The sequence below is a fragment of the Paraburkholderia sp. BCC1885 genome (assembly GCF_900996235.1).
GTDB lineage: Bacteria > Pseudomonadota > Gammaproteobacteria > Burkholderiales > Burkholderiaceae > Paraburkholderia.
The window spans coordinates 81,540-107,846 of sequence record NZ_CAAJGM010000177.1; the positions used below are offsets into that span (position 1 = coordinate 81,540).

Sequence of the window (26,307 nt, forward strand, 5' to 3'; positions counted from 1 at the left end):
AAGCCGTGGGAGCCACGCGAGCCGCGTGGTAGAGCAGGCGGCTTAAGCCGCCACGCCGATCGCTTGCCGGTAGAGGGTCGGCGCCACGCCTACCGCTTCGCGGAAGCGGTGGCTAAAGTGGCTGGCGTTGGCATAGCCACAGCGCGCGGCAACCTGGGCGAGCGGCAGCGTGGTGGTGCGCAATAGCAAACGGGCCCGCTCCACCCGCTGCTGGGCGATCCACGCAGCCGGCGGCAGGCCGAACGAAGTGCGGAACATCCGCGCCAGGTGATACTCGGACAGATGCGCGACCTCGGCCAGCGTGCCGAGCGTGAGCGGCTGGGTCAGATGCGCGTCGATGTAGTCGCGCAGCCGCCGGCGTGTCGCCACTGAGAGACCGCCCTTCAGACCGGCATCGGCGCGGCTCACGCCTTGCGAGCGCAGCAGCAGGCTCAGCACCTCGTGAGCCGTTTCGTTGGTGCGCAACAGTCCGTCGGCGTCGTCCCAGCTTTCGTCCGTGAGCGACTGGCATAGCGTCGCAATGCGGGCGTCTTCGAAATAGGTGCGATCCGCCAGCGTCACTTCGCGCGGTTCGCGGTCCAGTTCGCGCACGGCGCGTTGCGTGAAATGCTCCGGCAAGAAGTAGAGGTGCATGAAATGCATCTGGCCGCGCACCCACCAGCGCGATTCGTGGTCGCCGGGCAGCGCGCACAGCCGCGCGGGCGCGCCATACAGGCCCGGCATTTTCTGACGCTCGGTGCGATAGCCGCCGTCGATATAGCACGACAGCGTGTGATGACCGGGGTTGTCATAGACGGTTTCGGCTTCCTCGGTCTCGCGGGTCCATTCGGCCACGGCGAGTTGATCGCCGAGCCACGCGAAGCGCCGCAGTTGCGCGTTCGCATCGGCCAGCGTGCGACACACCGACTGGAGGCCAAAAGGCGTCCCGGTGGGATCGGTCACGGTGCTGGGCAGGCTGGTGTTCACGGGCGAAGAATGGCGGCTGATATGGCTTGCAGTATAAAGCGTGCGCCTTCGGCTCTGCGCGCGGTGGCAAAGAAGTGCGCAATCCTGGACAAGTCACGGCAGCCGGGCGGGTGCACAGTCGGGTGGTCGAATTCCCGATTTCATCTTTGCAAGCCTTGTCATGAACCTGTTTCTCTACGCGCTGACCGTCCTGATCTGGGGCACCACCTGGATCGCCATCAAATGGCAACTCGGCGTGGTGCCGCCGCCGGTGTCGATTGCCTGGCGCTTTGGGCTTGCCGCGCTCATCCTGTTCGCACTGCTGCGCATCATGCGCCGGCCCATCTGGCCGCCGCGCGCGGCCTGGCGGTATCTGGCGGCACAGGGCCTCGCCCTGTTCTGCTGCAACTTCCTGTGCTTCTATTACGCCGAGCAGGTCGTGCCGAGCGGCCTCGTCGCGGTGATTTTCTCGATCGCGCCACTCCTGAATTCGATCAATGGCCGGCTGTTTATGGGGCGTCCGCTACAACCGACGGTCATTCTAGGGGCGTTGCTCGGGCTGGTCGGCATCCTGTGCCTGTTTGTGCCGCAGATGGCTGGGCATCTGGGCGACAACGCCGCGTGGCTCGGCATGGGTATCGCGCTGCTCGGCACGCTGTGCTTTTCGACCGGCAGTCTGTTGTCGAGCCGGATGCAGTCGATGGGTCTGCATCCGCTCGTCACCAATAGCTGGGCCATGCTGATCGGCGCCAGCATTCTGACCGTGGGCAGCGCGTTGGCCGGCCTGCCGTTCAGCGTCGAACCGGATGTGCGCTACCTCGGCGCGCTCGCGTATCTGGCCGTGTTCGGTTCGGTGGTTGGGTTTACGGCGTATCTGATGCTGGTGGGGCGCATGGGGCCGGAGCGCGCCGCCTATTGCACCGTGCTGTTTCCGATCGTCGCGCTGGCGGTGTCGACCGTCTACGAGGGCTATCACTGGACCTGGCTGGCGGTGGTCGGCCTCGTGCTGGTGGTGGCCGGCAATCTGGTGGCCTTCGATCTGACGCGGCGACTGTTCGCGCGGCGTGCGGCGGCCTGACCATTTGAATTCACCGTATGGCGGTGAAAATCTGCAATACATCTGACGCACCGGAAAGCCTCCTGGGTGAGGTTTTCCGGGAGCCAAATTCTCGTCATTCCTGTGCCGGAACTCAAAGGTGAGCCGTTACGGGAGAGGGCGCGGAGCTGTGCACAAAGGCTTTTGTCCATGCCGGATATTTATAATATATACCGGCAAAGCGCCTTGTTAATTTAGGAAAAACGATGCGATTAGCATTATCATTTTGTTTAAATTAAAAAAAGAGAATTTTTGTCGATTAATTTCCATTAAAAATATGCGAGCATGAATTGCACTCGCAAGGAAATGATCGTGACACTCGCTTCCCGCTTTGGCGCGGCCGTGCTTGTTATGCTGAGCATCGCCCCCTGCGCCGCACCGGCGCAATCGCAACTCACCTACACTACCTCGTGGATTGGCAATAGTTTCGGATTTGGCGACGGTAAATGGATGCAGCAGGATATTCAATCCATCTCGGTCGCGCCGAATGGCACGGTTTATACCAATTCGCCATGGGATGAAAGCGGCAGTGAAATTGCCGCCTATCAGAACGGCAATAAACTCGCCGTGGCCGGTAATACGCACGGCTGGGGCGCGGCCGGCGGCGATGCGGTCGCCGCCAACAGCACGTATCTGTATGCCGCCATGTCGATCGGTAACGAGAGCAACGCGCTGGTGGGCGCGGACTACCCGCCGCAGAACCAGACGTGGTTCGGCATCACGCGGCGGTTGTTGTCGAATATCGCCACCGGCGCGCCGTTTTCGTATGGCATCGGCAACAGCGCCAACGCGACGAAGGACAGCTTCTTGCGCGTCGACTCGGTGACAGCCGGCGTCGATGCCGGCATCCGCGGACTCGCCGCCACCGACAGCGAGGTGTACGTCGCCGACACCTACGGCAACCGCATCGTCGTGCTCGACGCGCAAACCATGCGCCAGTTGCGCTCGTGGAGCGTGCCGGCGCCGGGCCGCATAGTGATCGATACGGATTCGACACTGTGGATCATCAGCGGCTTCGACTCGGCGAGCGGCGCGAGCGTCGTCCACGAATCGAACACCGGCGCGCCGCTCGCGGGCACGTTGCCGCTGCCGGCCGGCACGATCCCCGCCGCGCTTGCCCTTGCGCCGTCCGGGCAGATTTTCGTCGCGGACGACGGCCCTTCGCAACAGATCCTCGTATTCGACAAGATCGCCGGTGGCCAGACGCAATTCGATACCGCGCTCGGCACGGTCAACGGCATCTTCCATGCGGTCGAAGGCACGCCCGGGAACTGGCGCTTTAACGGCATCACCGGCATGGGCTTCGATCAGAACGGCAATCTGTACGTGGGGCAAAACGGCGAAGGACCGCGGCCCGTCGGCTCGGCAACCGTCGGCGAGGGCGCGGTGCTCGAAAGCTACGGGCTCGCGTCGCAGCAACTGAACTGGCGTCTGTACGGGCTGACTTTCGTCGACACCGGCGACTTCGATCCCGCCAACCCCGCCAGCGTGTATAGCGGCTCGAAACGCTTTGCAATCGATTACAGCCAGCCCGCCGGTCAGGAATGGTCGTATGCAGGCTTTACGCTGAACCGCTTTGCGTTCCCCAACGACCCGTCGTTCTATCTGACCCGCAACGTGCGCGGCGAGCCGATGATGCGGCGCATCAACGGCCAGCCGTATCTGTACACGCTCGATCCGTACTCGCACTATCTGAGCGTGTATCGCTTCGACACGGCGCACGGCGAAGTCGCGATTCCTTCCGGCTTGCTGGCGGAGAACCCGATTCCCGGCAACTGGCCGGCCGGACAACCGGCGTATGGCGAGTGGATGTGGCGCGACGGCAATGGCGACGGCGTAGTCGACGCGAACGAGATCACCGCCAATCCGTCGACGGGCAGTACGGTCGGCGACGGTTTCTGGTGGGTCGACAGCGCGAGCAATGTCTGGCTTGCGACGCCGGTGAGCGGGATCCGCGAGATGCCTTTGCAGGGGCTGGATTCATTCGGCAACCCGATCTACCAGTACACCGGCGCAAAGACCTTCGCGATGCCGCCGCAGTTCACGCGGCTTGGGCGCATCGTTTATGTGGCGCAGACCGACACCATGTACGTGACCGGTTTCACGAGCGCCAATCCGTGGGATTCGACGCTGTGGAAAGAGGCGGGTCCGCTGCTCGCGCGCTACGACAACTGGAGCAGCGGCAACCCGTCGTTGACCTACACCGTCGCACTGCCATGGAATCTGCAAAGCGATCCGCAGGTGACCACGGTGGGCGTCGCGGTGGCGGGCAACTACATTTTCGTCGCCGAGTTGTTCACACAGAAAATCGATGTGTACGATGCGCGCTCCGGCCAGGCGGTCGGCTACATGACGCCGGGCGCGAGCGTGGGCAGCACGAGTGGCTGGGTCGACGTGTATCTGGGCATCAATGCCGTGGAGCGTGCCAACGGCGAATACGACGTGCTGGTGGAGGACGATGCGCGCGCCAAGATCCTGCTGTACCGCTGGACGCCCTAGCGCCTGCGAATGCGGCCATTAGCCGGATGGACGAATGGACGACCCGCCGCGATGGGTATATAACAACAGCCATTACCACAGCACGAGACGCTCCATCATGACGCGTGATGTTTCGCAAAATCAGCAAACGGGCGAAAGGCCCGACCTCGAACACCTCGACGCAGCCATCAGCCACGTCGATCAATTGGTGAGTTCGGGCGGCATTGCATCGGGTGCGGCCAGGGGGCTGCTGTATAGCCTGATCGAGACGCTCGGCACCCTGGTGGGCGACCCGGATCTGCCCGAGCACGCCCGTTCCGGCTACGAAGGCCTGCTCGAAACGGCGCGTGAATTACGGGTCAAGCTCGATAATTAAGCATTGAGGTTGGTCTGGAGGTTCAGGCTTCAACGCCTTCTTGCGCCGCGAGCGCTTCCAGCAGCGCGTCGGGCGCCGAGGTGATCTGCACGGTTGGCGTGCCGTGCCAGTCGGCGCATCGCTGGAAGGCGCGCTGAAGATCGGCGGCGAGACGGCCGCTCACGCGCACGCCCGGTTCCAGATGAACCGCCTTCAGTTCGAAAATGCCGTTTGCGCGGTGCGCCTTCGCGTCGGCGCGGCCTACCAGCTTGCCGCGGTTCAGAATCGGCAGCACGAAATAGCCGTATTTGCGCTTGGCCGCGGGCGTATAGCACTCGATCGCATAGTCGAAGTCGAACAGCGCAGTGGCGCGCTTGCGGTCCCATACCACTGGATCGAACGGCGAGAGCAGCGTCGTCACGGTCGAGGTCAGTTTGCCGCTCGCGGCGTCGTCGATCAGCGCGGCGAACTCGTGATGCACGAAGGTGTCCTGCTTCCAGCCGTCCACGCGAACCGGAATCAGTTCGCCCTCGTCGGCTAATGCATGCAACGCGTCGACATATGGCCGGCGCGGCAGGCGATAGTAATCGGCCACCCAGTCGGCGCGCGCCACACCCAGGGCGCGGCAACTGCGCCGCAGCACTTCCTGCGCAACGGCCTCGGCCGGCTGCAGATCGCGCTTGTCGTTCCAACCCGGCAGCACCCGCTCGGTCAGGTCGTAGACCCGATGAAAATTGCGCCGCTCGGCCACCATCAGTTGCCCGATGGCGAACAGCACTTCGAGGTGGCGTTTCTCCGGCTTCCAGTCCCACCAGCCGTTGCTCTTGCCCGCCTCGCGCGCGAAATCCGCCGAGCGCGCCGGTCCGGTTGCGCGGATATGCTCGAGCAGGCTCTCGATCTCCTTGCGGTATTTCGTGTGCCATTCGGCGGCGTACTTCCAGCCCATCCCGCTCGGGTCCAGCATGCGGTGGCGCAGCAGGCCGTAGTCCTCGATCGGCACGAAGCAGGCCTCGTGCGACCAGTATTCGAACAGATTGCCCTCGGCCAGATGCTCGTCCAGCCACTGCGGCGTGTAGGCGCCGAGGCGGCTGAACAGAACGAGATAAGGACTGCGCGCCACCACGTGGATCGTATCGATCTGCAACTGCGCCATGCGGCGAATCGCGTCGAGCACGTCGGCCTTGGTGGCTTTGCGGCGCGGCGGGGTCAGGAGACCTTGAGCGGCCAGATGGAGGGTGCGGGCGGCGGCTAACGGCAGAGTCTTCACGCGTTATGCCCCCAACGCGACCGCTTCTCCTTCGGATACCGCCAGCATCTGGTGGATCTGCGAGACCACCGCCGCCCCTTCGCCGACCGCCGCCGCGACCCGCTTGGTCGAGCCGGCGCGGGCGTCGCCGATCGCGAACACGCCGTCAACCGACGTGCCGAGATCGCAGGTGGCGTTCAGGCCGCGCGCGCCGGTCATCACGAAGCCGTTCGGATCGAGCTCGACGCCGCAGGTGCGCAGCCAATCGGTGTTCGGATCGGCGCCGGTGAAGAGGAACAGATGACGCGTGTCGAACCGGTCCGTGCCGTCCTCGAGCGGCCGTTTCAGCACCACGGACGAAAGCCCGCTGTCGTCCGCCTCGAGGTCGCCAATCTCCGAATGCGGATGCACGATCACATTCGGCAACGAGCGGATCCGGTCGATCAGATAGCGCGACATGGTGGCTTCGAAACCGCTGCGGCGGATCAGCACGTGTACTTTGGCCGCGTGGGTGGCGAGATAGACGATGGCCTGGCCGGCGGAATTGCCGCCGCCCACCAGCACGATCTCCTCGCGCTTGCAGAGCCTGGCCTCGACCGGCGAGGCCCAGTAATAGACGCCCTTGCCGTCGAAGCGTTCGAGCCCTTCGATGGCGGGCCGCCGGTACACGGCGCCGCTTGCAATCACGATGCTGCGCGCTTTCACACTGCCGCCGCATTTGAGTTCGAGCCGGTGCGGCGATTCCTCGCAATGCAAGGCCTTGACCCGTACCGGAATGGCGACGTGCGCGCCGAATTTCTGCGCCTGCACGAAGGCGCGGCCGGCCAGCGCCTGGCCGCTGATGCCGGTCGGAAAGCCCAGATAATTTTCGATGCGCGAACTGGCGCCCGCCTGGCCGCCCGGCGCGCGGCTGTCGAGCACGATCACCGAAAGGCCTTCCGAGGCCGCATACACGGCGGTGGCGAGTCCCGCCGGGCCGGCGCCGACAATGGCCACGTCGTAGATCAGCGAGGCGTCGAGTGGAGGCAGCATGCCGAGGCAAGTGGCGAGTTGCGGATCGCTCGGATGGCGCAGCACGGTGCCGTCCGGACAGATCACCAGCGGCAGGTCTTCTGGCCGCGCGCTGAACTGTTCGATCAGGCTGAGCGCTTCGTCGTCAGTTTCGTCGATCACCGAATGGGGATGTCCGTTGCGCGCCAGGAAGCCTTGCAGCGAGATGAGCCTCGCGTCGTTGCTCTTGCCCACGAGGATCGGGCCGCCTGCGCCTTTTTCGATCAGCGAGACGCGCCGCAGGATCAGCGCGCGCATGATGCGCTCGCCGAGTTCGGCCTCTGCGACGATCAACGCGCGCAGTTTGATCGGAGGAATCAGCAGCGCGTCGACCGGTTCCGTCGCCATGCCGGTGACGAGACAGACGCGCCCGGACAATTGACCCACCTCGGCGAGAAACTGCTTCGGGCCGCGCTCGGAGACAAGGCGCTCGCGCCCGAGGCCATCGCGCTGATAGAGCTTGACGCGCCCCGTGAGCGTGACGAACATGCCCGGCCCGATGCGACCGGTTTCGAACAGCAGTTCACCCGGCTCCCAGTGATGTACTTCGCCGAATTTGCTCAGCCGCTTGATTTCTTCCCACGTCAGTTCGGGGAACATCTGGTGTTCCCGCGTCGCCAGTGAAGAGAACGGCGCGTCGGCCACCACGGTTTCTTGTCCTTGAGCTTCTTGAATCTCAACCATCAAACCGCTCCTTCTGTCTTTTGGTTCAGCATGGGGTGCAGCGGGCAGGGGCAGGCGCGGCAGGCTAAATGCCCAGCACGGCTAAATGCGGCCAGGCGCGGCCAAAAAACGGCCGAACGGCAACCGCCAGATGTCCCGCGAGAAGCTCGCCGGCGCGAGTTATACCGCCGGCGCCACGCCGTGATGCACTTCGGACTCCGGCTCCTCGTCCAGCGGTTCGAGTTGCCGTCCCGAGTCGCGCCACGCGTCGAGACCGCCGCGCAGCGGCAGCACGTCGATGAACCCTGCTTCGTTGAGTTGCTTGGCCATCCACGCCGCCGAAATTTCATTCGGGCAGGAACAGTAGATGACGAGTTTTTGATCCGGCGCGTACCTGGCGATGATGTCGCTGAGCTGGCGCTCGTCGGCGAACTGCGTGCCCGGAATCACGAAAGGGTCGAGCTTGCGCTTCTCGCGCGAGCGGATGTCGAACAGCACCGGCGGCTTGCCGGCTTCGATCAGTTTGTCGAGTTCCTCGATTTCCATGCGCGCCGTGGCCAGCTTGTTGATGAGCTGACGCCGGCGGATCCAGCGATACGTCGCGTAGAGCAGTAGCAGGACGATTGCCACGACGCCCGCCATCCGGCCGAGCCGGCCCGCGCCCGCCATCAGCATGTCGATCTGCGGCGCGAACATGGCGCCGATAACGAGACCGGTGCCCGACCACAGGGTCGCGCCGATGCCGTCGTAAGTCAGGAACATGCGATAGGTCGTGCCCATGGCGCCGGCCATCGGGATGGAGACGATCGACAGGCCCGGCACGAACTTCGCCACCGCGAGCACGCGAACCCCCCAGCGGCCAAAGAAACGCTCGGTTTTCTTCACACATGTGTCACGTGAAAGCGACAGCTTGCACAGCGTTTTCAGCGTGTTGCCGCCGTAGATGCGGCCGGCGAGATACCACACGCTGTCGCCGATCAACGTGGCGAAGATCGCCAGCACCAGCACCGAGGCGAGTTGCGAGCCGACCGTGGCCGGATGCATGGCCGCCATCGCGCCGAATAGCACGAGACACGGCATCGCGGGCACGGGCAGCCCGAGCGATGCGGCGAGCACATTGGCAAACACGAGTGCAGGCCCGTACTGCTCGACGAGGTCATGTAGCATCGGCTTACTTCCGCAACCGTTTCCGGCAGGAAGAGAAGAGGGAACTTAACGATTATGGACGCATTTGCGCGACGTGCAAGCGTCCGGTAATGTGGTGCGGGAATGAGGCGGGAAAAGCCTTGCCAGATCAGGCCGGACGGACGCCAGCACGCGCGTGCGGCGGCGCTCCATCTGGCCGGTTACCTGTGCTGATGAACTTCGACGGCGCGGCGCGCGGCATGTGCGTGCGCCCATGCCGCCATCCTGTTATGAACGATGGTTGTGTTGTTCGCCCGGCAGCTCGGCCCCGTGCGCGCGAATGGCCGCAATCAGTTCCGCCGGCGTGATTTCATAACGCACTTCGCGGTGGATGCCCGGCTTGCGCTCGTCGACTTCGATCAGAAGAATACCCTTGCCGTCTTCTGTCGACTCGAGGCGCAGCGAGCGAAGTTCGCGCGCCGTTGCGTCGTCGTATTCGGTGAGCAGGGCCATTGACCCGGAAGACCCGGTAGTGCGCATCGAAGTTGTCCTCGTTCCGTTGTTGATCAAACTATTGTACGGGCAGGCGGCGCGCCGCGCTTTTGCGCGTCACCGCTGCCGCGACACCCCTCGCACCTTGGAGAGCCGCGCCACGCAATGTTATGCGCGATGCGGCTGCGTCGTGTCGATCAGTTTAACGCGACTCTTCGCGACGCATTGATGCATTTTTCGTGCCCCGCGGCGGTGCAACGGTTCCACGCGATTGTCACGGCCCTGACGCGTGGGCGGGTTAGGGCGATGACTCGCGCGTAGCGGCACACGCCGGCTGCGCTGTTTCTATAAACGATGCGGGCCTCGCGGCCGTTGACCGGCGCGCTGCAATAGTCGTGCAGGCATCGATAAATGCGGCGAGCCGCGTGCGCGCCAATGCGCTACATTGGCAACCTGGATCTCGACCGCGCCGCCGACAGGTAGTTATTGCCGCTTCCGATCACCCGTGCGGCCTTTCAGGTTCGCAAGTTGCCGGTTTGCGCGCAGGCCGCAGCGCGCCTCGTGTTCATCCAGAAAGAGAAGACGCCCGCCGCATGAAACACTACCTGACCATTCCCAGTCCGCTCGGTGCAATGCTATTGCGTGCCGAAGAGGACGCGCTCACCGGCCTGTACTTCGTCGGTCAGAAATACTTCCCGCCGGATGCGCCGGGCGCGGCCGACATCGTGGCGGCCAGTGCGCCGTCACGCGTGCTGGCACAAAGCGCGGAGCAACTCGCCGAATACTTCGCCGGCGAGCGGCAGCACTTCGACGTGCGTTTGCGGATGGCCGGCTCCCCATTCCAGCAGCGCGCGTGGGACGAACTCGTGAAGATTCCGTTCGGCGAGATTGCCAGCTATGGACAACTTGCCCTGCGCCTCGGTCTTCCTGCGGGCAGCGCGCGCGCAGTGGGCGCTGCGAACGGACGCAATCCGGTGTCGATCATCGTGCCGTGTCATCGCGTGATATCGAGTGCGGGCGAACTCACTGGCTACGCCGGTGGAATCGAACGCAAGGCCGCTTTGTTGACGCTCGAGCGGCCCGCTGCGGCGCAACCCCGGCAGCTTGAATTGCTCGATGCGCTCGACATGCAATAAGCGGCCGCCGCTCTCGCGTGAGTTGCGGACAAAACCGCAAGCAAAACCGCAGACAAAAGCACGCAAAACCGCAGACAAAAAAATAGCCCATCCCTGAAGGGACGGGCCGCTAAAACGCCGTTATTACTCGGGTCAGCCAACCCCGCACAACCAGGGCGCTGACGGACTCATCGTGAGCCGCGCGCGGGCCTTTGTCGAGGTGGGAGTAACGCCGATCTATCAGACCAAAGTGCTTTCCCGCGACTCGTTCCGATGCGTGTTTGCCGCGTGTCTAGCGGGCCTGGCAGGCGTCGATGAAGGCATGGCAGACGCCACGTCGGCGACCGTGAACAGGCGCACGGCTTCGTCCAGCACGTCGGCCTGTTCGGCGAGGCGTTGCGCTGTCGCCGCGGCCTGCTCGACGAGCGTCGCATTCTGCTGCGTGGCGCCGTCCAGATGCGAGACGGCCTGATTCACCTGACGGATCCCCTCGGCCTGTTCACTGCTGGCATTCGCCACTTCGACGATGATCGACGAGACGCGGCTGACGGCTTCATCGATCACGCGCATTTGCGACGAGGTGCGCGCCACCAGTTCGGTGCCCTGCGCGACTTCGCTGACGCTCGCCTCGACCACCGACTTGATTTCCTTCGACGACGCCGCGCACCGTTGCGCCAGCATGCGCACCTCGCCGGCCACGACCGCGAACGAGCGGCCCGCTTCGCCCGCGCGAGCGGCTTCGACGGCCGCGTTCAGCGCGAGGATATTGGTCTGAAACGCGATGCCGTCGATTACGCCGGTGATGTCCGCGATGCGCTTCGAGGCGGCGGTGATGCCCGCCATGGTGTGCTCCACCTGGCCCGCGATCTTGCCGCCCACCGCCGCCGCGGCTTGCGCTTCTCGCGCCAGATCGAGCGCGCGCACGCTGGCGTCGGCGTTGGCCTGGACGGTGGTCGTGAGCTGCTCCATGGTGGCGGCGGTTTCTTCGAGTGACGCCGCCTGCAGTTCGGTACGGCGCGCCAGGTCGACATTGCCGCTGCAAATTTCGCGGGCCGCGTCGAGCATGCCGCCGATTTGCGCGCGCACATCGGAGACGATCGCGGCGAGATTCGCTTTCAACTGGTTCAGCGCCTGCAGCACCTCGCCCAGGTCGTCGTGACGTGCGATCACCAGATCGGCGGTGAGATCGCCGGCGGCGAGACGCGTCGCGAATCCCGACATCTCGCGCACCGGTTCGGCCAGATGGCGCGCCAGCAATTGCCACGAGCCGACGCTAATCAGCGCGGTGACGCCGAAGGCGATCCAGAACGGCAGCGGCGGATGTCCGCCCCATGCGGCGATTCCCGTCAGCAGCAGGGCGAGCGGCGCAAGTGCATAGCCAAAGGCCGCGCGGCTCGCCACCGGCAGACGCATCATGGCCTGCAGCCGTCCGGCGAAACCGGTCCGCACGACGGTGCCGCGATGCAGTTTGTGCGAGCGCGATTTGCCCGCGCGGATTCTCGCGTATAGGGCTTCCGTGGCGCGCACGGCGGCGCGGTCCGGTTTGACGCGCACACTCAGATAGCCGACCACCGTGCCTTTTTCGACCACCGGTGTGACGCTGGCGCGTACCCAGTAGTAGTCGCCATTCTTGCGCCGGTTCTTCACCAACGCTGTCCAGGGCCGCCCGCCGCGGATGGTCGCCCACATGTCGGCGAAGGCTTCGCGCGGCATGTCCGGATGGCGGATCAGATTGTGCGGCTGGCCGATCAGCTCGTCTTTCGCATAACCGGACACGGCGATGAAGGCCGGGTTGCAGTATTCGATGCGGCCGCTCAGGTCGGTCGCGGAGACGAGCATCTGTGACGAGGGAAATTCGAACTCTTGCTGGGTGACGGGCTGATTGTTGCGCATGGCATTCCTTGCAGTTGGGCGCGCACACGGCGCAACCCTTAAGTCGCTTCAAGGCTTAACGGCATTAACCCCGAGGTCTTTAGGGTTATCCTGGTATTCCACTCAGGATTAGCCGGCCATCTGCCGTTATCGCAGAGTTAGCCTGGCGGCGTCCTGAACGGTTTGCAGGCGCTGACCGCGGCGTTTGCCGGCGGCCCCGAACGCGCTACACTGCGCCGAAGAGTGCGGTGCGGCCGCAGACGATCCTGCTAGCAAACATCTTCAGCGGCGATCGGCCTGTGCAAACGACGTCAACCAGCTGACCCGATGCAGAAGATCCTCGACCGTACCCAGGCTTCGCTCACCGAAGCATTTGCCGCTCTGGCGAAAAACGCCCGGCGTCAGCAGGCGCTGTACCTGACGGCGATGATCACGCTGATGGCGATCGTGCTCGTCTCCGCGCTGTTGCTCGTCTGGCTTGCCGCCAGCAAGCAACTGGACTATCGCCGCAATCTCGCCAATCAGTACGCCGCCGATATCTCGCTGTTGTTGCACGGTGAGATGTCGTTCCTGCGGCGCACCGAACTCACGGTGGCGTACTACCAGCACAGCGGCGATCTGCGCAGCTTGCCGCCCGGCGTCGAAGATTCGATCCGGCAAAGCGGCATGGCGCTGTGTACGGCAGACGCAACCGGCGCGCACTTCGACCTGCTGGTGCCCGAGGCTACGCGGCAGGCCTGGGGGCCTGCGCTGGGCGCGAAACTGCTCGCGCTTTACGCCGCCGGGCAGTCCACGCTGGTAACCCAACAGGCCTTCGAACTGGGCCATCGGGCGATGCTGATTGGTCTGACGGACGACTACGCGGCAATCGTGCCGGCGGTCGAAGCGAACGCGCAGGGCAATGTCGCGCCGCTGCAAGCGAGGGACGCCACCCGGCTGCGCGCGTTTCTTCTGCGCGAGGTCGAGGCGCAGACCGGCCAGCGCGTGCCGGCCAAAAACCAGAGACTATGGATCGGCCCGTACACCGATCCCCTGCTGCATGCGCCGGTGATGACCCTGCTCAGCGCCTACTACGACGGCGACACGCCGACCACCCTCGTGTCCACGAGCATCCCCGTCGATGCGCTGCTCAGCCGTTTTTCCCGCCGCTCCCGTCCGGGCGTGCTGCTGCTGATGACAGCCGACCGCCGGGCGGTGGTCTCCTCCACCGCTTTGGACTCCGAGACCGGCCGCATGCTGCAGGCGAGCGCGGCACAGATGCAGGACGACACCTATCGCTACACGCGCGAGGGCGTCATCCTGCGTGAATCCGTCGCTCCCGGCTTTGCCTCGCTGGTGGGGTTTCTCTCGTGGCATGGGCTGATTGTTGTGCTGGGCTGGCAGCTTTGGGCAATCGTCTGCGCCGCGATATTTCTGCTGGCGGGCATCGCCTTGACCACCCGCTTCTGGGGACTGCGCCTGCTGCGCCTCACGCACGACCAAACGGCGCGCGCGCTCGAAAACGAAGCGATCAACCATGTCCTCGTCAGCGCCACGCCGATTGGCCTGTGCATCGTGCGACGCAGCGACTATTCGATCCTCACGGCCAACGAGACCGCGGTCGAACTGCTGCATGTCGAGCCGTTGGCGAGCCGCTTGCCCGCGCATATCGCGGCGGCGCTCAGGGGCCAGTTCGACGCAGGGCCGGGCGCGGCCCCGGACGCGGCCAGGATCTCCGTGTTTACCGTCGCCGCGTTGCCGGAGCATAGTGGCAAGGCGGACGCCGGCTTTCTGCAGTTCAACTGTGCCCCGGCGCGCCACGGCGGCGAAGCCGTGCTGTTCTGCGCCATTCTCGATGTCACCGCGCAGCGCACACTCGAAGCGCAATTGCGTGCCGCGCAGCGGGCGACCGAAACGACCATGCGCGAGCGGTCGAATTTCTTCGCTTCGATGAGCCACGAGATTCGCACGCCGTTGAATGCGCTGCTGGGCAACCTCGAGTTGTTCTCGCGCACGCCGGGCCTCGATGCGCATGAACAGCGTCTGCGAGCACTGGGCGTGGCGGCCGACGCGCTGCGCCGCATCGTCAACGACATTCTCGATTTCTCGAAGATCGATGCCGGCGAGATGAAGATCGTTACGGAGTCCTTCAGACCCATCGACGACTTCGAGAATCTCGCGCTCTCCTACGCGCCGATGCCCGGAACGCGGCCGATCCGCTTCTACGCCCATCTTTCGCCGACCCTCGATCAAACGTTGTGCGGCGACCGGACCCGCATCGCGCAGATCGTCAACAACCTGCTGAGCAACGCGTTCAAGTTCACGTCGTTCGGCAAGATCACGTTGGGCGCCGAGGTGGTGATCGATACACAAGGCCGCAGCATCCTGACCTGCCGCGTCTGCGATTCGGGGATCGGCATGGACCCGCTGCTTGTGTCGCGTATCTTCCATCCGTTCGTGCAGGCCGAGGTGAGCACGTCCAGCCGCTATGGCGGCACGGGCCTTGGCCTGTCGATCTGCGCAAGCCTGTGCGAATTGATGGGCGGGCATATCTCAGTCGAAAGCGTGCAAGGTGTGGGAAGCGCTTTCACCGTCTCGATTCCGCTCACGCTGCCACCCGAGGCAAAGCGCGCGCCGCTGGTTGTACCGACGCGTCGCGGCAACGTGCTGGTGCTGTGCCAGGACAGCGTGTCCGGGCAGATCGTCGGTGGGTGTCTTGGCCGTGACGGATGGCTCTCCCATAGCGTCACGTCGATTGCCGCCGCTGAAGAATGGCTGCGCGGCAACCGGCCAGACGTGCTGGTCGTGACCGGCGAATACGGGCTCGACGTGATCGCCGCGCTGCGCGCGGTGCGGCCGGTGAACGCGGTATGGATTACGCGCACCGGACTCGATCGTCCGACGCCGCGCGGCGACGGTGTGCTGGAGGTGAGCGAGTTTAGTCACGTGGCGATTCTGTCGGCTGCGGACCGTGCGGCGAGCCAGATGCATGATCGGCCTGACTCGGCTGCCGCTGCGGTTGCCGCGCCGCATGAGCGCGCGGCCGGGTCACCGTCCGCGCTGGCAGCGCCCGCGTCATCCGCGTCATCCGCGTCATCCGCGTCGTCGGCGGAGTTGGCCTTGCAAGGTCTGGCGATTCTGGTCGCCGAAGACAACCCGTTGAACCAGACCTTGATTCTCGAACAGTTGCAGGCACTAGGATGTGAGCCGATTCTTGCCGGCGATGGTCGCCAGGCACTCGCCGCGCTCGAAGAGAACGAAGTTGATGTCGTATTGACGGACATTCACATGCCTGTCATGGGCGGCTATGAATTGCTCGCGACGCTGCGCGAACGTCATCCCGGTTTGCCGGTGCTGGCGTTTAGCGCTGTCACGGATACGCAGCAAGCCGCCGAGTGGCGCGAGCGTGGTTTTGCCGGCTATATCCCCAAGCCGACTTCGCTCAAGGAACTGGAAGCGGCGCTCGGCGCGTTGAGCACGATGGAGGATAAGCCAGCGGCCGAGCCACAAAGCACGCCGGATTTCGCCGATTCGCTCGACGCGCAGACACGAGCACGTTATGTAGCGATGCTAAAGGAGCACCTTGCCGCGGATCTGCCGAGGCTGTCCGCGATCATCGAGGCCTGCGATCGCCTCGCGCTGCGCGATTGGGCTCACAGTGCAGCGGGCGGCTTCCTGATCGTGGGCGAACCGCGTTTCGCGGCGCAATGCCGCGAGCTGCAAAATTACTGTCAGCAGCAAAGCGAGTGGAGTGAACAGATGGCTGGCTTCGCCATCGCACTGCATGATGGTCTGCGCGATCACTACGGTCTTTTCCAACCCAACCCTCAAGATTCCTAAGGGCGCGTCGTAAACGAGCTTGTCTGGGGCGTATGCATCACGCATGCGGCCATCTTCAGCGGGTAATCCTGCCCGCCTCAGTCATCTCGCCACGCCTGACCCAACCTCACGGGAATCTTTCGATGAAACGCCTGGTTGTCGCTGTGCTCGCCGGTCTTACCGCGCTGTATGGACCGCTCGCGATGGCGGATGAAGTGTATGGGCAGATCGGCACCGAAGGCGCCGGCATTGGCTACGGTCATGGGCTCGGCTCACTGGCTAACGTTCGGGCGGAATTCAACGGCTTTAGTTTCTCCCACAGCTTTAACTCGGGCGGTCTGCACTATGACGGCACCGCCACGCTCGCGCATGGCGGTCTCTATGGCGACTTTTTCCCGGCACCGAGCGTCGTGCCGTTTCGCTTTACGGCCGGTGTGCTGATTGGCGGCGACAAGGTGGATGCGGACGCCACCAGCACGTCGGGCAGCTACACCATCAACGGCGTGGCCTATTCGACGCTCGGCCAGAGCATTCACGCGAAGGCCTCGTTTCCGGTGCTGCGTCCGTATCTGGGCATCGGCTTCGGCCATTCGCCGCTGGCGACGAAGGGCTTTTCGATGTTCTTCGATGCGGGCGTCGCCTACGGCAAGCCGCACGTGGACTTCGACGTGCCCGCCGACATCGTGGCCGAAGCGGGACAGGCCAACGTCGATGCGGAGAAGCAGTCGCTGCAGAACACGGCGGACCGCCTGCGCTTTTATCCGATCGTGAAGATCGGTGTTACATACCATTTCTGATTTTCGACGCAGGCGCCTGCTTCTGACATACCCCACGCGGCCCGGTTTCAGCCGGGCCGTTTCGCGACAAAATCGATTTCCACCAGCGCGTCGCGAGCAAGCCCTGTCACGCCGACGCAGGTCCGCGCGGGCAACCTGTCTTGCGGAAAGTAGGCGCGATAAGCGTCGTTCATCGCCGCATAGTCGCGCTTGAACTCGGTCAGGAAAATACGCGCGACGAGCACGTGTTCGAGTCCGAGTCCAAGACCTTCGAGCACGATTTTCAGGTTGTCCATGACGCGCCGTGTCTGCGCGACCACGCCGTCGGGCAGCGGGGCGGCGTCGTCGCTGGGCGAGGTGGGCATTTGTCCCGTCACGAATACCCAGCCGTCGCTTTCGCTCGCGTGCGAAAACGGGGCCACGGGTGTCGGCGCGTTCGGGATCATCCAGAATGTCGGGCCTTGCGTCATACCTCTTTCTCCATGTGCATCGTTGACGTTGAATGGGCCGGGCACGCCGGCTGCGTCCACAAAGTAACTCGCCAAAATGCGCGAGGCAGGCGCGGCGCCACTGCGGGCGCCGTGTCACGCGGACGGCATTTTTCGCATGCTACGATGATCCGCGACGTGACTGAGGGGCGAGCGGACGATGTCAACCCTATACGACAAGCTAGGTGTTCCGGCGAACGCCACCGAGGCGGAGATCAAGCAGGCGTATCGCAAGGCCGCGATGCGCTGGCATCCCGATCGCAATGCCGGTGCGGAAGAGTCGGCGCGCGCCGCGTTCCAGGACATCAAGGACGCGTATGGCATTCTGTCCGATCCGGCTCAGCGTCAGGTTTACGACGCCGTATTCGCCGAGCAGATGCGCGAGTGGGAAGCGCATCATCAGCGCGAGGAACGCGAGCGGGCCGAACGCGAGGAAACGGCGCGGGCCGCCGACCAGGCCGCGTATGCGAAGCTGGTCTCGCTCGCCATGCGTTTCGCGGACGAAGGCTACAACCGCGACGTGGTGTTCGGCGTGCTGCTGGCGCAGCCCTGCGAAGCGAGCCGCGCGGCGCAGATTGCGGATAGCGTGCTGGCGCTGCACGCGTCGCGCCAGCAAGAGACCGTGGCCACCAGCGACGCACCGGCCACCGAAGACCCGGCGCAGCCGGACGAGCATGCCGGCGCACGCGACGATCACGCCACGGCCGCGAACGGCAGCACGCTCGGCGGCTTGTGGTTTCAATTCCTGAACAGTCTGCGTCTGTAGTCCGCTTGGCCAGCCAGGTTTCTGGCAAAAAGAGCCTCGCGCGAGCATGAGCGGCGTCATCGACGCTCGGCGCTTTCCACCCGCACAAAAACAAAAAGCGAACCGAAGTTCGCTTTTTGAAATGACCGATCAACTGCTGGCCGCGGATCAGACCGCGGCTAAAAAAACCTTATGCGCCCGCAGAAACGGTTGCCACGAATTGCTTGGCGGCCTTGCTGGCCGATTCGTAGGTGGCGTTCGCTGCCGAGAAAGCCGAATTCCACGCGGCTACCGCGCCTTCGCTGCCAGCCGGGGCGTTCTTGGCGAGGCTTTCGATGAAGCCTTGGGTTTCTTTTTGAGCCTTCTGGAATTGCGCCGTTGCTGCGTTCGAGAATTCAGCTTGCGCGTCCGAGAGGATTTCATGGACGTGGCGGCCGTAAGCGGCGGCCTTTTCCGATGCCGGTTGCGACAGGCTTGCCGAGAGGGCGACCAGTTCGCTGGGGTCTTTGATCGAGGCTGCCTTGGTGGCGATAGCTTGCGTTTCGGCCAGGTTCGTCTTGCCGACTTGCAGGTTCAGGGCAACCAGCTTCTCGAACGTGGCAAACGCCTGATTCGCAAAACCGAACAGGGTTTCGAGGCTGGCTTGCTGTGCGGCGATCAATTGTTGGGGGGTAGGCGTGCTCATCACTGCTCCAAAAGGTAAGGCGGCGAGTGCGAGGTGGCTCTGACTAAAACAAGATCCGCGCGCCGCGAGGGCTGAAAGGGGGGCTGCGCCGTGAATTGCTGCGGTGCAACAAAACCCATTGTACGGGGGAATTTTGAGAAGTCAACCGATTTCGCAGGGCGTGGCAACAGGCCGTAGCCCTCGCTGCGCCGCCGTGGCATAGTGCGACGCATTCACCAGCGATTTCGGAAGGAGCCGGGCGACGTCGATGAACAGCACCCTTGATTCCCAGCAGCAGGACCAGGTTGTCCTGCTGGACGGCGTGCCGAGTCCGGCCGTCGATACGCCAGAGCCGTTTGTAGTGGCCAACGAAAGACGCGTGGTGGTGGCCTACCGGATCGCCAGGGCGGACTTCGAGCGCTTCGGTCCGTTCGCCGAGGATGATGACCCGTTTTGCGCGGTGGAATTTTCATCCGCCGCGTTTCATCAGTTCGGTCCCCCTAATGACCATGGGCTGCATGAGCATCCGTTGGCGGCGCAGGGCTTGCGTGCATATTCGGCGCACGAGATCGTCAATTCGTCGCTGGTGGCCGACTCGTGGGGTCCGGACGCCGCCGAAGAGGGTTTTCGCCATTACGTGTTCACGTTTCAGGACAGCACCTATGAGTGCGTGGCCGCGGATTGCACGGTGGTCGGCATTTACGGCAACAGCGATATCGCCGCGCGCGAAGCATTTTCGCTCTGCAAATGAAGGCGTAACCCGGTCGGCCATAGCCGGCATGGCGTGTGCGTTTCGGTCTTGCGAAACCTTCCGGTACCATTCCTCGATCGAATTCCATTGACCCTGGCATGAGTACAGACAGCAAGTCCCCGATTCTGGTTGCGCCGTCCGGACCGGTCCGGATGGCAGACGTCGCTCGCCTCGCGGGGGTGTCGAAGATGACGGTCTCGCGTGTCCTCACCGGGCAACATGTCGGCTCCGAAACACGCGCGCGCGTGCTGCGCGTCGTCGAGGAAACGGGCTATGTTGCCGATGCCGGTGCCGGCGCGTTGTCGTCGGGGCGGTCGAATTTCGTGGTGGTGCTGGTGCCGTCGCTGTCCAGTTCGAACTTCTCCGACATGGTGCGCGGTATCAACGACGTCGTCGAAACGCGCAACATGCAACTATTGCTCGGCAATACCGACTACCTGCTGGAGCGCGAGGAAGCGCTGCTCAGGACGCTGTTGCGCTATCAGCCGCGCGGCATCGTGCTGGCAGGCGGCCACCATACCGGCGAAGCCCGCTCGCTGCTCACGCGGGCGCGCACTCCGGTGATCGAAACGTGGGAATTGCCGCGGCGACCGGTCGACCGGGTGGTGGGCTTCTCGAACGCCGAAGCCGCGAGCGCCATGGCCCATTATCTTTATGAGCGCGGCTACAAGCGCATCGGATTCGTTAGTAGTGCGTCGAAACTGGACTTGCGCGGCATCGCGCGGCGGCGTGGCTATCTGAAAGCGGTGCGCGCGGCGGGCCGCCACGAACCGCGCGATATCACGCACACCGAGTGGACCACCAACATGGCCCACGGCGCCGCAATGGGACATGGCGCAGCGGCGCTCGCCCAGTTGCTCGAACGTTGGCCGGATACCGACGCCGTCATGTGCGCGAGCGATATCCACGCATTCGGTTTGATCATGGCGTGCCATCGTCGTGGCTTGAGCGTGCCTCGCGATATCGCGGTGGCGGGGTTTGGAGACTTCGAGGTGTCGCGGCACTGCTATCCGACCATCACGACGGTGTCCGTCGACGCTTACGGCATCGGTCATGCGGCCGGCGAGTCGCTCCTCACCGCAATCGACGAGATCGATCACGGCGAGAGCCCGAGCAAATCACGTCGCGAGAAGGACGTGCCGCCGCGTGAGCGGCGGGAAACGCCGAAGCTCGTCAAGATCCACTACGAAGTCGTGCAACGCGAGAGTGCGTGACGACAGCGCCGCGCAGAGCCATGCAGCGCGGCGCTCGTGATTGCGTCAATCAATGATTGTGCCGCGACTCCCCACGCGTTTCGATGATGTTCAGATACAGCGTGGCGGGCTCCAGACACGCCCCCGAGCCTTGCTGACCCACCATGCTGCGGTAAATCTCTTCCCATGGCGTCTTGTGCTCCAGCCGGGCCGGCTTGTAGGCAGCCCGGCGCTGCGCCATTTCCTCGTCGGCAATCAGCACGTCGACTTTGCGTGAGTTGAGATCAATACGCAGACGGTCACCGGTCCTCAGTAGTGCCAGGTTACCGCCTACCGCGGCCTCCGGCGACACGTTCAGGATGGACGGACTCGCGGACGTGCCGCTTTGCCGGCCATCGCCCAGGGTCGGCAGGGTGTCGATGCCGCGTTTGAGCAGCGCCGCGGGCGGCTGCATGTTGACGACCTCCGCGCCGCCCGGATACCCAACCGGGCCGCAATTGCGAATCACCAGCACCGAGTGGTCATCGACACCCAGGTCCGGATCTTCGAGCCGCGCATGATAATCCTCCGGTCCTTCGAAGACAATCGCCTTGCCTTCGAATACATCGGGATGTTCGGGGTCCGAAAGAAAGCGTTTGCGGAAGGCCTGATCGATTACGCTGATTTTCATGACGGCGCTATCGAACAGGTTGCCCGACAGCACCACGTAGCCGGCCGCTTCCTTGAGCGGTTTGTCATAGGCGCGAATCACCTCGCGATCAGGCTCTTCGACTCCGGCGAGATCCTCTTGCAGCGTGCGGCCTGTGACGGTGCGCACGTCGCCGTTCAGTTTGCCGGCCAGCAGCAGTTCGCGCATCACGGCAGCCACGCCGCCCGCGCGATGAAACGCCTCGCCGAGGAAACGGCCCGCGGGCTGGCAATCCACCAGAAGCGGGATGTCGGGACCGAGGCGCTGCCAGTCGTCGAGCGTGTGTTCGACACCCATGTGGCGCGCAATCGCGATCATGTGAATCGGACAGTTCGACGACGCGCCGAGCGCCGCCGCGGCAACGACCGCGTTTTCGAACGCGCCCTTGGTCATGATGTCGGACGGGCGCAGATTCTCGGCCACCATGTCGACGATGCGCTTACCGGTTTGATACGCCATCCAGCCGCGCTCGCGATGCGGAGCCGGAATCGCCGCACAGTTGGGCAAGGACATGCCGAGCGCTTCGGCGAGCGAGTTCATCGACAACGCGGTTCCCATGGTGTTGCAATGTCCGGCGGACGGCGCCGAAGACGACACCTCTTCGATAAACCGCTCGTAGTCGATTTCGCCTGCCGACAGGCGCTTGCGCGCGTCCCAGATGACGGTGCCGGAACCGGCGAGCTTGCCTTTCCACCAGCCGTCGAGCATCGGTCCGCCGGACAGCACAATCGAAGGAATATTGACGGTGGCGGCCGCCATCAAGCATGCGGGCGTGGTCTTGTCGCAGCCGGTGGTGAGCACCACGCCGTCGATGGGATAACCGTGCAGGATTTCGACGAGGCCGAGATACGCCAGATTGCGGTCGAGCGCGGCAGTGGGCCGCTTGCCGGTTTCCTGGATCGGATGCACGGGAAATTCAAGCGGAATGCCGCCTGCATCGCGGATGCCGTCGCGCACGCGCTGCGCGAGTTGCAGATGATGCCGATTGCACGGCGCGAGATCGGAACCGGTCTGCGCGATGCCGATGATCGGCTTGCCCGATTGCAGTTCCTCGCGCGTGATGCCGTAGTTCATGTAGCGCTCGAGATAGAGCGCGGTCATGCCGGGGTCCGCCGGGTCGTCGAACCAGCGGCGGCTGCGCAGACGTTTTTTGCCGGCTTCGTCGCCGTTCGGGGCGTCGTGGGAGGGTGAGTCAGCCTTGTGCATGCTATCTCCTCATGTTAGAGTGGTCGCGCGGGTTACCGGTAACCATAACTTAATCGAACACCGGTGTCCACCCGCCCAGCTGCACATACGTTTGCCAAGGAGACAGCAAATGGGTATGAAAGCATATGGATCCGGCTATGCAGCGCAGCCGCTCCAGAGCGTCTCGCTCGACGACGCGGAGCCCGCTCAAGCGGCGAGCAAGGCACCGGTCTCGCCGGAGCAGTTGAGGCGTGCGATTCTCACCGGCGGCGTGGGCAGCGCACTTGAATACTACGACTTTGCGATCTTCGGGCTGGCAACGGCGCTCGTCTTCAGGCACATCTTCTTTCCGACGCTGGGTGCAAACGCGGGTTTGCTGGCGAGTTTCGGCACCTATGGCGCGGGTTTTCTCGCTCGACCCTTCGGCGGTTTGTTCTTCGGTTCGCTCGGCGACCGCAAAGGACGCAAGTTCGTCCTGCTATTGACCATCGCGACCATGGGCGTCTCCACGATGCTGGTTGGCCTGCTGCCGAGCGGTCCGGTCGGCGCCGTCATTCTGGTTGCATTGAGGCTGGTGCAGGGCTTCGGCGCGGGCGCCGAACAGGCAGGCGCTTCCACGTTGATGGCGGAAGTCTCGCCGGTGCCGCGGCGCGGTTTTTACGCGGCGCTGCCGTTCGTCGGCATCTTTGCCGGCTTTGGTCTCGCCACGGCCACTTTCAGCGTGATGCAGCACACGCTCGGCAACGACGCGATTCTCGCCTGGGCCTGGCGCGTGCCGTTTCTGGCCAGCGTCGTGCTGATCGGTGTGGCGGTGTGGATCCGTCTACGCTTACGCGAGAGCCCGGTGTTTCTGAATCTCGAAGGAGCGCGCGAAGTAGTGCGTTCTCCTATGAGAACCGTGCTGAAAACCGCGCGTCGGCCAGTGCTCGCCGCGGTGCTGATGCGCTTTGCGGAGCAGGGCGGCTCGACGATCTATACGACCATCGTGATCGCCTACCTCGGCGGCACGGTGGCGACACGGCTTGGCGTGCAGTCGGCGGCGCTTGCGGCGATCGGCACGACGGGCGCGTTGATTGCGACGCTGGCAAGCGCGATAACCACACCCTTGTTCGGCGCGTTGTCGGATCGGCTCGGGCGGATCGCGGTCTATCGCACGGGCGCGATTTTCATGCTGCTGTGGTCGATTCCGTCGTGGTGGATGGTCAGCACGGGCAATCCGCTGTGGATCGCGCTCGCGATGTTCGGCGGCCTGGCGCTCGGCGCCAACAGCATGCTGGGCGCGCAATGCGCGCATTTCGCCGAACTGTTCGGCAACCGCTGCCGGTATTCCGGCGTTGCGCTGGCGCGCGAGATTGGCGCGGTGTTGTCGGGCGGTCTCGCGCCGGTGCTCGGAATCTATCTGGTGGGGCTTGCAGGCGGGGCGTATTGGGTTATGGGCGCCTATACCGCGGTATTGGCGCTGCTGACGCTGATTGGGGTGTTTCTCTCGACGGAGACGCGTGGGCGTGATCTGACTGATCTGAGGGATGCGATTTCTTAGGGCGGTGTGGGGGATGTAAGCCGACGGCGTGCGGTATCGGCTTGTATCGTCAAATTTTCAACTTGCCCGGACATTTACAGCCGTCGCCTGCCGGATTTTCGATGACGGCGTCCAGATGCAGTCTACCGATTGACGTTTCCAATGTGGCAAGCTGAGCACAGACACGCTTCAAGGCTGCGCTTTGTACGAGCGCATCTGCGCCCAACGGTATCGTGGCTTGCATCAGATTATTGATCTCGGCCTCCGTATTGGCCTGTACCTCTGAATCCAGCAGTTTGGACGCGAGCGTCATCGACATCGTCATATCCTGCTGAATCCAAAGCGGGACGATAACGCTCTCGGGCATTGGGGCGTAGGAGTAGGGCGCTATCTGGTTGCGTACACGTTCCAATGCTTTCCAAAGGCATCCGGGATTTTCGCTGAAAGACACGTCACTCATCGTTATTCTCCAGTTCGCGCGGGTCCAGCGCACCCGCCAGAGCGGCGGTGGCCAGATCGAGATATGCCCTTGCCGTTAGCGCCCGAGCGCGCGTACGCGCTTGCTGGTCATTTTCGGCATCAGGTACGCGGATTTGGCGGACCAACCGGGTGATCTGGTCGTGAAAGTTTATCGGTTCGTCATTTTCTGCCGCGTTTGCCGGTGCAGGCGCTTTCTCTTCCTCCTTCTTTTTGCGGAACGAAAACCAGGCCATCATTGCGCCAAGAATGTTGGTGCGGCCAATTGAAGTTGTTCCTTCAAAGGACAAGGCAACGACGGACATAATCAACGCAAGCAGCAAATAACCGACCGCGGAATCGATAAGCGATACCGCTCTTGCCGGCCTGTTGAGCGGTGTTATATCCGTAGCACCGACGGAAGTTAGCATTGCCGCGTTGAAATACAGTGCGGTCGGACGCTTTAGCTTCGTATAGACGATTTGCGTGGTACCGAGTTTTCCGGGATGTGTTTCGTCGACCACGGAAACGGCAAATTTCGGTTGAATGTCACCGAAGCCGTATTGGCAGAAGAGGGTCGCGATGGCAAACCAGATAATGAGTACGAACCAGAACGGCCACGCTAGTGCCGCGTTTTGCCCGATTTGCCGAATTACGGGCTCATCAGCCTTTAGCAACAGTTGCGAGATGCTGTCGGGGTCAAGTTCATCGAAATCAGAGATATCCGGACGTCTCATTGTATCGGTGCTCCATTTTTAGAAAGCGTGCCGCATTGCATGTTTATGACGTCGCTGGTTGACCATTATCGTCCGCGTGCGTCTTCGATTCAGGCACTCCTGATGACTGCGCCTGGCAGAGTAAATAACGGTATTGTGTGAGAAAACTTTAATCTACTATTCGCACGAAAGATGCAGGTAGGGTTTATGTCGGAATAATAGGGGTTCGGTGGAATGCGTGGCGCATTATTAATATGCGTCGTGCATGAATATAGGATAACTATTTGATGCTCGTTGATAGAAGCGTAGTAGCGGAAGTTGGATTGCGGCTCGAAGTGAATAGCCCTCATGCGGGCAACAGCAATATTAAAGCTTGGTTGCACGATGTCGGCCGAAGTTCGACTGTTGTACGTACTATATCGAAATCCTCCTCTGACCGCGGGGCGTATAACGGCCCTATGTAGTCGCCGAAGTCGGTGACCAGCTTGATAAGTGGTCGTTCAACTGAAGTTGAAGTGGGCAGCGGTCCTGTCCGGGGGCGGCACAGCGGCTATTATCTTTTGCCGTCGGGGAGTGAATGAACGAGGACCCGTAACTGCCGCGTTGGATGCGGCGATTCGTCATCTAGTCGACTAGACTAGGTGTCGGCTATCGAAAATCGGTCCACCGGACAAGTCATCTTGCTTTGGAAATTTTTGAATGACGATCATCGCCGAAACGACGACCTGCACTAGACGCTGCGCGGGCAGATTGAGTACTGAAGAAAGGATTGCCGCCCGGATCACGCGTCTCACGACGCGTTTCACCTTCCAGGGGGTACTGCCATATCTCAAATCAATAGTTCGCAAACGTCTCTGTCCGGCCCCTCATGCCGGTGAACAAAACTGAAAG

Annotated in this window: 21 protein-coding genes; 10 read left to right on the top strand and 11 right to left on the bottom strand. The window is 63.2% G+C overall.

All coding sequences use genetic code 11. The features are described from left to right. Positions 1-42 precede the first annotated feature (42 nt). Positions 43-966, bottom strand: a complete 924-nt coding sequence (locus FQ755_RS16595) for a helix-turn-helix domain-containing protein (protein WP_144155940.1) — start codon at positions 964-966, stop codon at positions 43-45. A gap of 160 nt (positions 967-1,126) precedes the next feature. Between FQ755_RS16595 and FQ755_RS16600 the strand changes: the two genes are divergently transcribed. From FQ755_RS16600 to FQ755_RS16610, 3 genes are all read left to right on the top strand, one after another. Beyond that, positions 1,127-2,023, top strand: coding sequence for a DMT family transporter (locus FQ755_RS16600; protein WP_144155941.1), 897 nt, complete (start codon positions 1,127-1,129; stop codon positions 2,021-2,023). 369 nt (positions 2,024-2,392) lie between these two features. Further along, on the top strand, positions 2,393-4,540 hold the full coding sequence (locus FQ755_RS16605) for a hypothetical protein (protein WP_260858634.1): 2,148 nt from the start codon (positions 2,393-2,395) through the stop codon (positions 4,538-4,540). Positions 4,541-4,637: 97 nt separating this feature from the next. After that, positions 4,638-4,895 (top strand): hypothetical protein, encoded by a 258-nt coding sequence (locus FQ755_RS16610; RefSeq protein WP_144155943.1) that lies wholly within the window; start codon positions 4,638-4,640, stop codon positions 4,893-4,895. 22 nt (positions 4,896-4,917) lie between these two features. On the opposite strand, the gene FQ755_RS16615 is transcribed toward FQ755_RS16610, so the two are convergent. The 4 genes from FQ755_RS16615 to FQ755_RS16630 form a co-directional block, all read right to left on the bottom strand. Continuing rightward, entirely contained in the window at positions 4,918-6,141 is a 1,224-nt protein-coding gene (locus FQ755_RS16615; protein ID WP_144155944.1) for a winged helix-turn-helix domain-containing protein, read from the bottom strand. A gap of 3 nt (positions 6,142-6,144) precedes the next feature. After that, entirely contained in the window at positions 6,145-7,854 is a 1,710-nt protein-coding gene (locus FQ755_RS16620; RefSeq protein ID WP_144155945.1) for an FAD-dependent oxidoreductase, read from the bottom strand. 159 nt (positions 7,855-8,013) lie between these two features. After that, positions 8,014-9,000 (bottom strand): DedA family protein/thiosulfate sulfurtransferase GlpE, encoded by a 987-nt coding sequence (locus tag FQ755_RS16625; protein ID WP_144155946.1) that lies wholly within the window; start codon positions 8,998-9,000, stop codon positions 8,014-8,016. A 246-nt stretch (positions 9,001-9,246) separates the two neighbouring features. Then, the gene (locus FQ755_RS16630) at positions 9,247-9,498 is read right to left on the bottom strand and encodes a hypothetical protein (RefSeq protein WP_074293959.1); all 252 of its coding nucleotides are present in this window, start codon (positions 9,496-9,498) and stop codon (positions 9,247-9,249) included. A 545-nt stretch (positions 9,499-10,043) separates the two neighbouring features. On the opposite strand from FQ755_RS16630, the gene FQ755_RS16635 reads away from it, so the two are divergent. Next, on the top strand, positions 10,044-10,586 hold the full coding sequence (locus tag FQ755_RS16635; RefSeq protein WP_144155947.1) for a methylated-DNA--[protein]-cysteine S-methyltransferase: 543 nt from the start codon (positions 10,044-10,046) through the stop codon (positions 10,584-10,586). A 219-nt stretch (positions 10,587-10,805) separates the two neighbouring features. On the opposite strand, the gene FQ755_RS16640 is transcribed toward FQ755_RS16635, so the two are convergent. Beyond that, positions 10,806-12,458 carry a PAS domain-containing methyl-accepting chemotaxis protein gene (locus tag FQ755_RS16640; RefSeq protein WP_144155948.1) on the bottom strand — a complete coding sequence of 551 codons (1,653 nt, stop codon included), beginning with the start codon at positions 12,456-12,458 and terminating at the stop codon, positions 10,806-10,808. A 306-nt stretch (positions 12,459-12,764) separates the two neighbouring features. Here FQ755_RS16640 and FQ755_RS16645 point away from each other — a divergent pair, with 306 nt between their 5' ends. Both FQ755_RS16645 and FQ755_RS16650 read left to right on the top strand, forming a co-directional pair. Then, positions 12,765-16,256 (top strand): ATP-binding protein, encoded by a 3,492-nt coding sequence (locus tag FQ755_RS16645; RefSeq protein WP_144155949.1) that lies wholly within the window; start codon positions 12,765-12,767, stop codon positions 16,254-16,256. A gap of 122 nt (positions 16,257-16,378) precedes the next feature. Further along, complete coding sequence (locus FQ755_RS16650) at positions 16,379-17,032, top strand: hypothetical protein (RefSeq protein WP_144155950.1); 654 nt, start codon at positions 16,379-16,381, stop codon at positions 17,030-17,032. Positions 17,033-17,079: 47 nt separating this feature from the next. Here the strand turns inward: FQ755_RS16650 and FQ755_RS16655 are convergent, their stop codons facing one another. Further along, complete coding sequence (locus tag FQ755_RS16655) at positions 17,080-17,481, bottom strand: RidA family protein (protein WP_144155951.1); 402 nt, start codon at positions 17,479-17,481, stop codon at positions 17,080-17,082. Positions 17,482-17,659: 178 nt separating this feature from the next. Between FQ755_RS16655 and FQ755_RS16660 the strand changes: the two genes are divergently transcribed. Further along, entirely contained in the window at positions 17,660-18,265 is a 606-nt protein-coding gene (locus FQ755_RS16660; RefSeq protein WP_144155952.1) for a J domain-containing protein, read from the top strand. A gap of 169 nt (positions 18,266-18,434) precedes the next feature. Here FQ755_RS16660 and phaP read toward each other — a convergent pair whose 3' ends face one another. Beyond that, positions 18,435-18,929, bottom strand: a complete 495-nt coding sequence (gene phaP, locus FQ755_RS16665) for a TIGR01841 family phasin (RefSeq protein ID WP_144155953.1) — start codon at positions 18,927-18,929, stop codon at positions 18,435-18,437. A 247-nt stretch (positions 18,930-19,176) separates the two neighbouring features. Between phaP and FQ755_RS16670 the strand changes: the two genes are divergently transcribed. Then, a complete protein-coding gene (locus FQ755_RS16670) occupies positions 19,177-19,659 on the top strand; it encodes a hypothetical protein (protein WP_144155954.1) in 483 nt (160 codons plus the stop codon). A 152-nt stretch (positions 19,660-19,811) separates the two neighbouring features. Further along, a complete protein-coding gene (locus FQ755_RS16675; protein ID WP_144155963.1) occupies positions 19,812-20,873 on the top strand; it encodes a LacI family DNA-binding transcriptional regulator in 1,062 nt (353 codons plus the stop codon). A 49-nt stretch (positions 20,874-20,922) separates the two neighbouring features. Here FQ755_RS16675 and FQ755_RS16680 read toward each other — a convergent pair whose 3' ends face one another. Then, positions 20,923-22,746 (bottom strand): IlvD/Edd family dehydratase, encoded by a 1,824-nt coding sequence (locus FQ755_RS16680; protein ID WP_144155955.1) that lies wholly within the window; start codon positions 22,744-22,746, stop codon positions 20,923-20,925. A gap of 109 nt (positions 22,747-22,855) precedes the next feature. On the opposite strand from FQ755_RS16680, the gene FQ755_RS16685 reads away from it, so the two are divergent. Further along, on the top strand, positions 22,856-24,265 hold the full coding sequence (locus tag FQ755_RS16685) for an MFS transporter (RefSeq protein WP_260858631.1): 1,410 nt from the start codon (positions 22,856-22,858) through the stop codon (positions 24,263-24,265). Positions 24,266-24,314: 49 nt separating this feature from the next. Here the strand turns inward: FQ755_RS16685 and FQ755_RS16690 are convergent, their stop codons facing one another. Further along, positions 24,315-24,704, bottom strand: coding sequence for a hypothetical protein (locus FQ755_RS16690; RefSeq protein ID WP_144155956.1), 390 nt, complete (start codon positions 24,702-24,704; stop codon positions 24,315-24,317). Next, entirely contained in the window at positions 24,697-25,437 is a 741-nt protein-coding gene (locus FQ755_RS16695) for an ion channel (RefSeq protein ID WP_144155957.1), read from the bottom strand. The genes FQ755_RS16690 and FQ755_RS16695 overlap by 8 nt, the downstream gene beginning before the upstream one ends. Positions 25,438-26,307: the final 870 nt, after the last annotated feature.

Bases quoted from the DNA above. Each gene is read 5' to 3' on its own strand.
- FQ755_RS16680 (WP_144155955.1), bottom strand. From the start codon at position 22,746: ATGCACAAGGCTGACTCACCCTCCCACGACGCCCCGAACGGCGACGAA.
- FQ755_RS16675 (WP_144155963.1), top strand. From the start codon at position 19,812: ATGGCAGACGTCGCTCGCCTCGCGGGGGTGTCGAAGATGACGGTCTCG.
- FQ755_RS16650 (WP_144155950.1), top strand. From the start codon at position 16,379: ATGAAACGCCTGGTTGTCGCTGTGCTCGCCGGTCTTACCGCGCTGTAT.
- FQ755_RS16600 (WP_144155941.1), top strand. From the start codon at position 1,127: ATGAACCTGTTTCTCTACGCGCTGACCGTCCTGATCTGGGGCACCACC.
- FQ755_RS16690 (WP_144155956.1), bottom strand. From the start codon at position 24,704: ATGAGTGACGTGTCTTTCAGCGAAAATCCCGGATGCCTTTGGAAAGCA.
- FQ755_RS16610 (WP_144155943.1), top strand. From the start codon at position 4,638: ATGACGCGTGATGTTTCGCAAAATCAGCAAACGGGCGAAAGGCCCGAC.
- FQ755_RS16695 (WP_144155957.1), bottom strand. From the start codon at position 25,437: ATGAGACGTCCGGATATCTCTGATTTCGATGAACTTGACCCCGACAGC.
- FQ755_RS16605 (WP_260858634.1), top strand. From the start codon at position 2,393: ATGCTGAGCATCGCCCCCTGCGCCGCACCGGCGCAATCGCAACTCACC.
- FQ755_RS16655 (WP_144155951.1), bottom strand. From the start codon at position 17,481: ATGACGCAAGGCCCGACATTCTGGATGATCCCGAACGCGCCGACACCC.
- phaP (WP_144155953.1), bottom strand. From the start codon at position 18,929: ATGAGCACGCCTACCCCCCAACAATTGATCGCCGCACAGCAAGCCAGC.
- FQ755_RS16630 (WP_074293959.1), bottom strand. From the start codon at position 9,498: ATGCGCACTACCGGGTCTTCCGGGTCAATGGCCCTGCTCACCGAATAC.
- FQ755_RS16625 (WP_144155946.1), bottom strand. From the start codon at position 9,000: ATGCTACATGACCTCGTCGAGCAGTACGGGCCTGCACTCGTGTTTGCC.
- FQ755_RS16670 (WP_144155954.1), top strand. From the start codon at position 19,177: ATGAACAGCACCCTTGATTCCCAGCAGCAGGACCAGGTTGTCCTGCTG.
- FQ755_RS16685 (WP_260858631.1), top strand. From the start codon at position 22,856: ATGGGTATGAAAGCATATGGATCCGGCTATGCAGCGCAGCCGCTCCAG.
- FQ755_RS16660 (WP_144155952.1), top strand. From the start codon at position 17,660: ATGTCAACCCTATACGACAAGCTAGGTGTTCCGGCGAACGCCACCGAG.
- FQ755_RS16635 (WP_144155947.1), top strand. From the start codon at position 10,044: ATGAAACACTACCTGACCATTCCCAGTCCGCTCGGTGCAATGCTATTG.
- FQ755_RS16645 (WP_144155949.1), top strand. From the start codon at position 12,765: ATGCAGAAGATCCTCGACCGTACCCAGGCTTCGCTCACCGAAGCATTT.
- FQ755_RS16620 (WP_144155945.1), bottom strand. From the start codon at position 7,854: ATGGTTGAGATTCAAGAAGCTCAAGGACAAGAAACCGTGGTGGCCGAC.
- FQ755_RS16640 (WP_144155948.1), bottom strand. From the start codon at position 12,458: ATGCGCAACAATCAGCCCGTCACCCAGCAAGAGTTCGAATTTCCCTCG.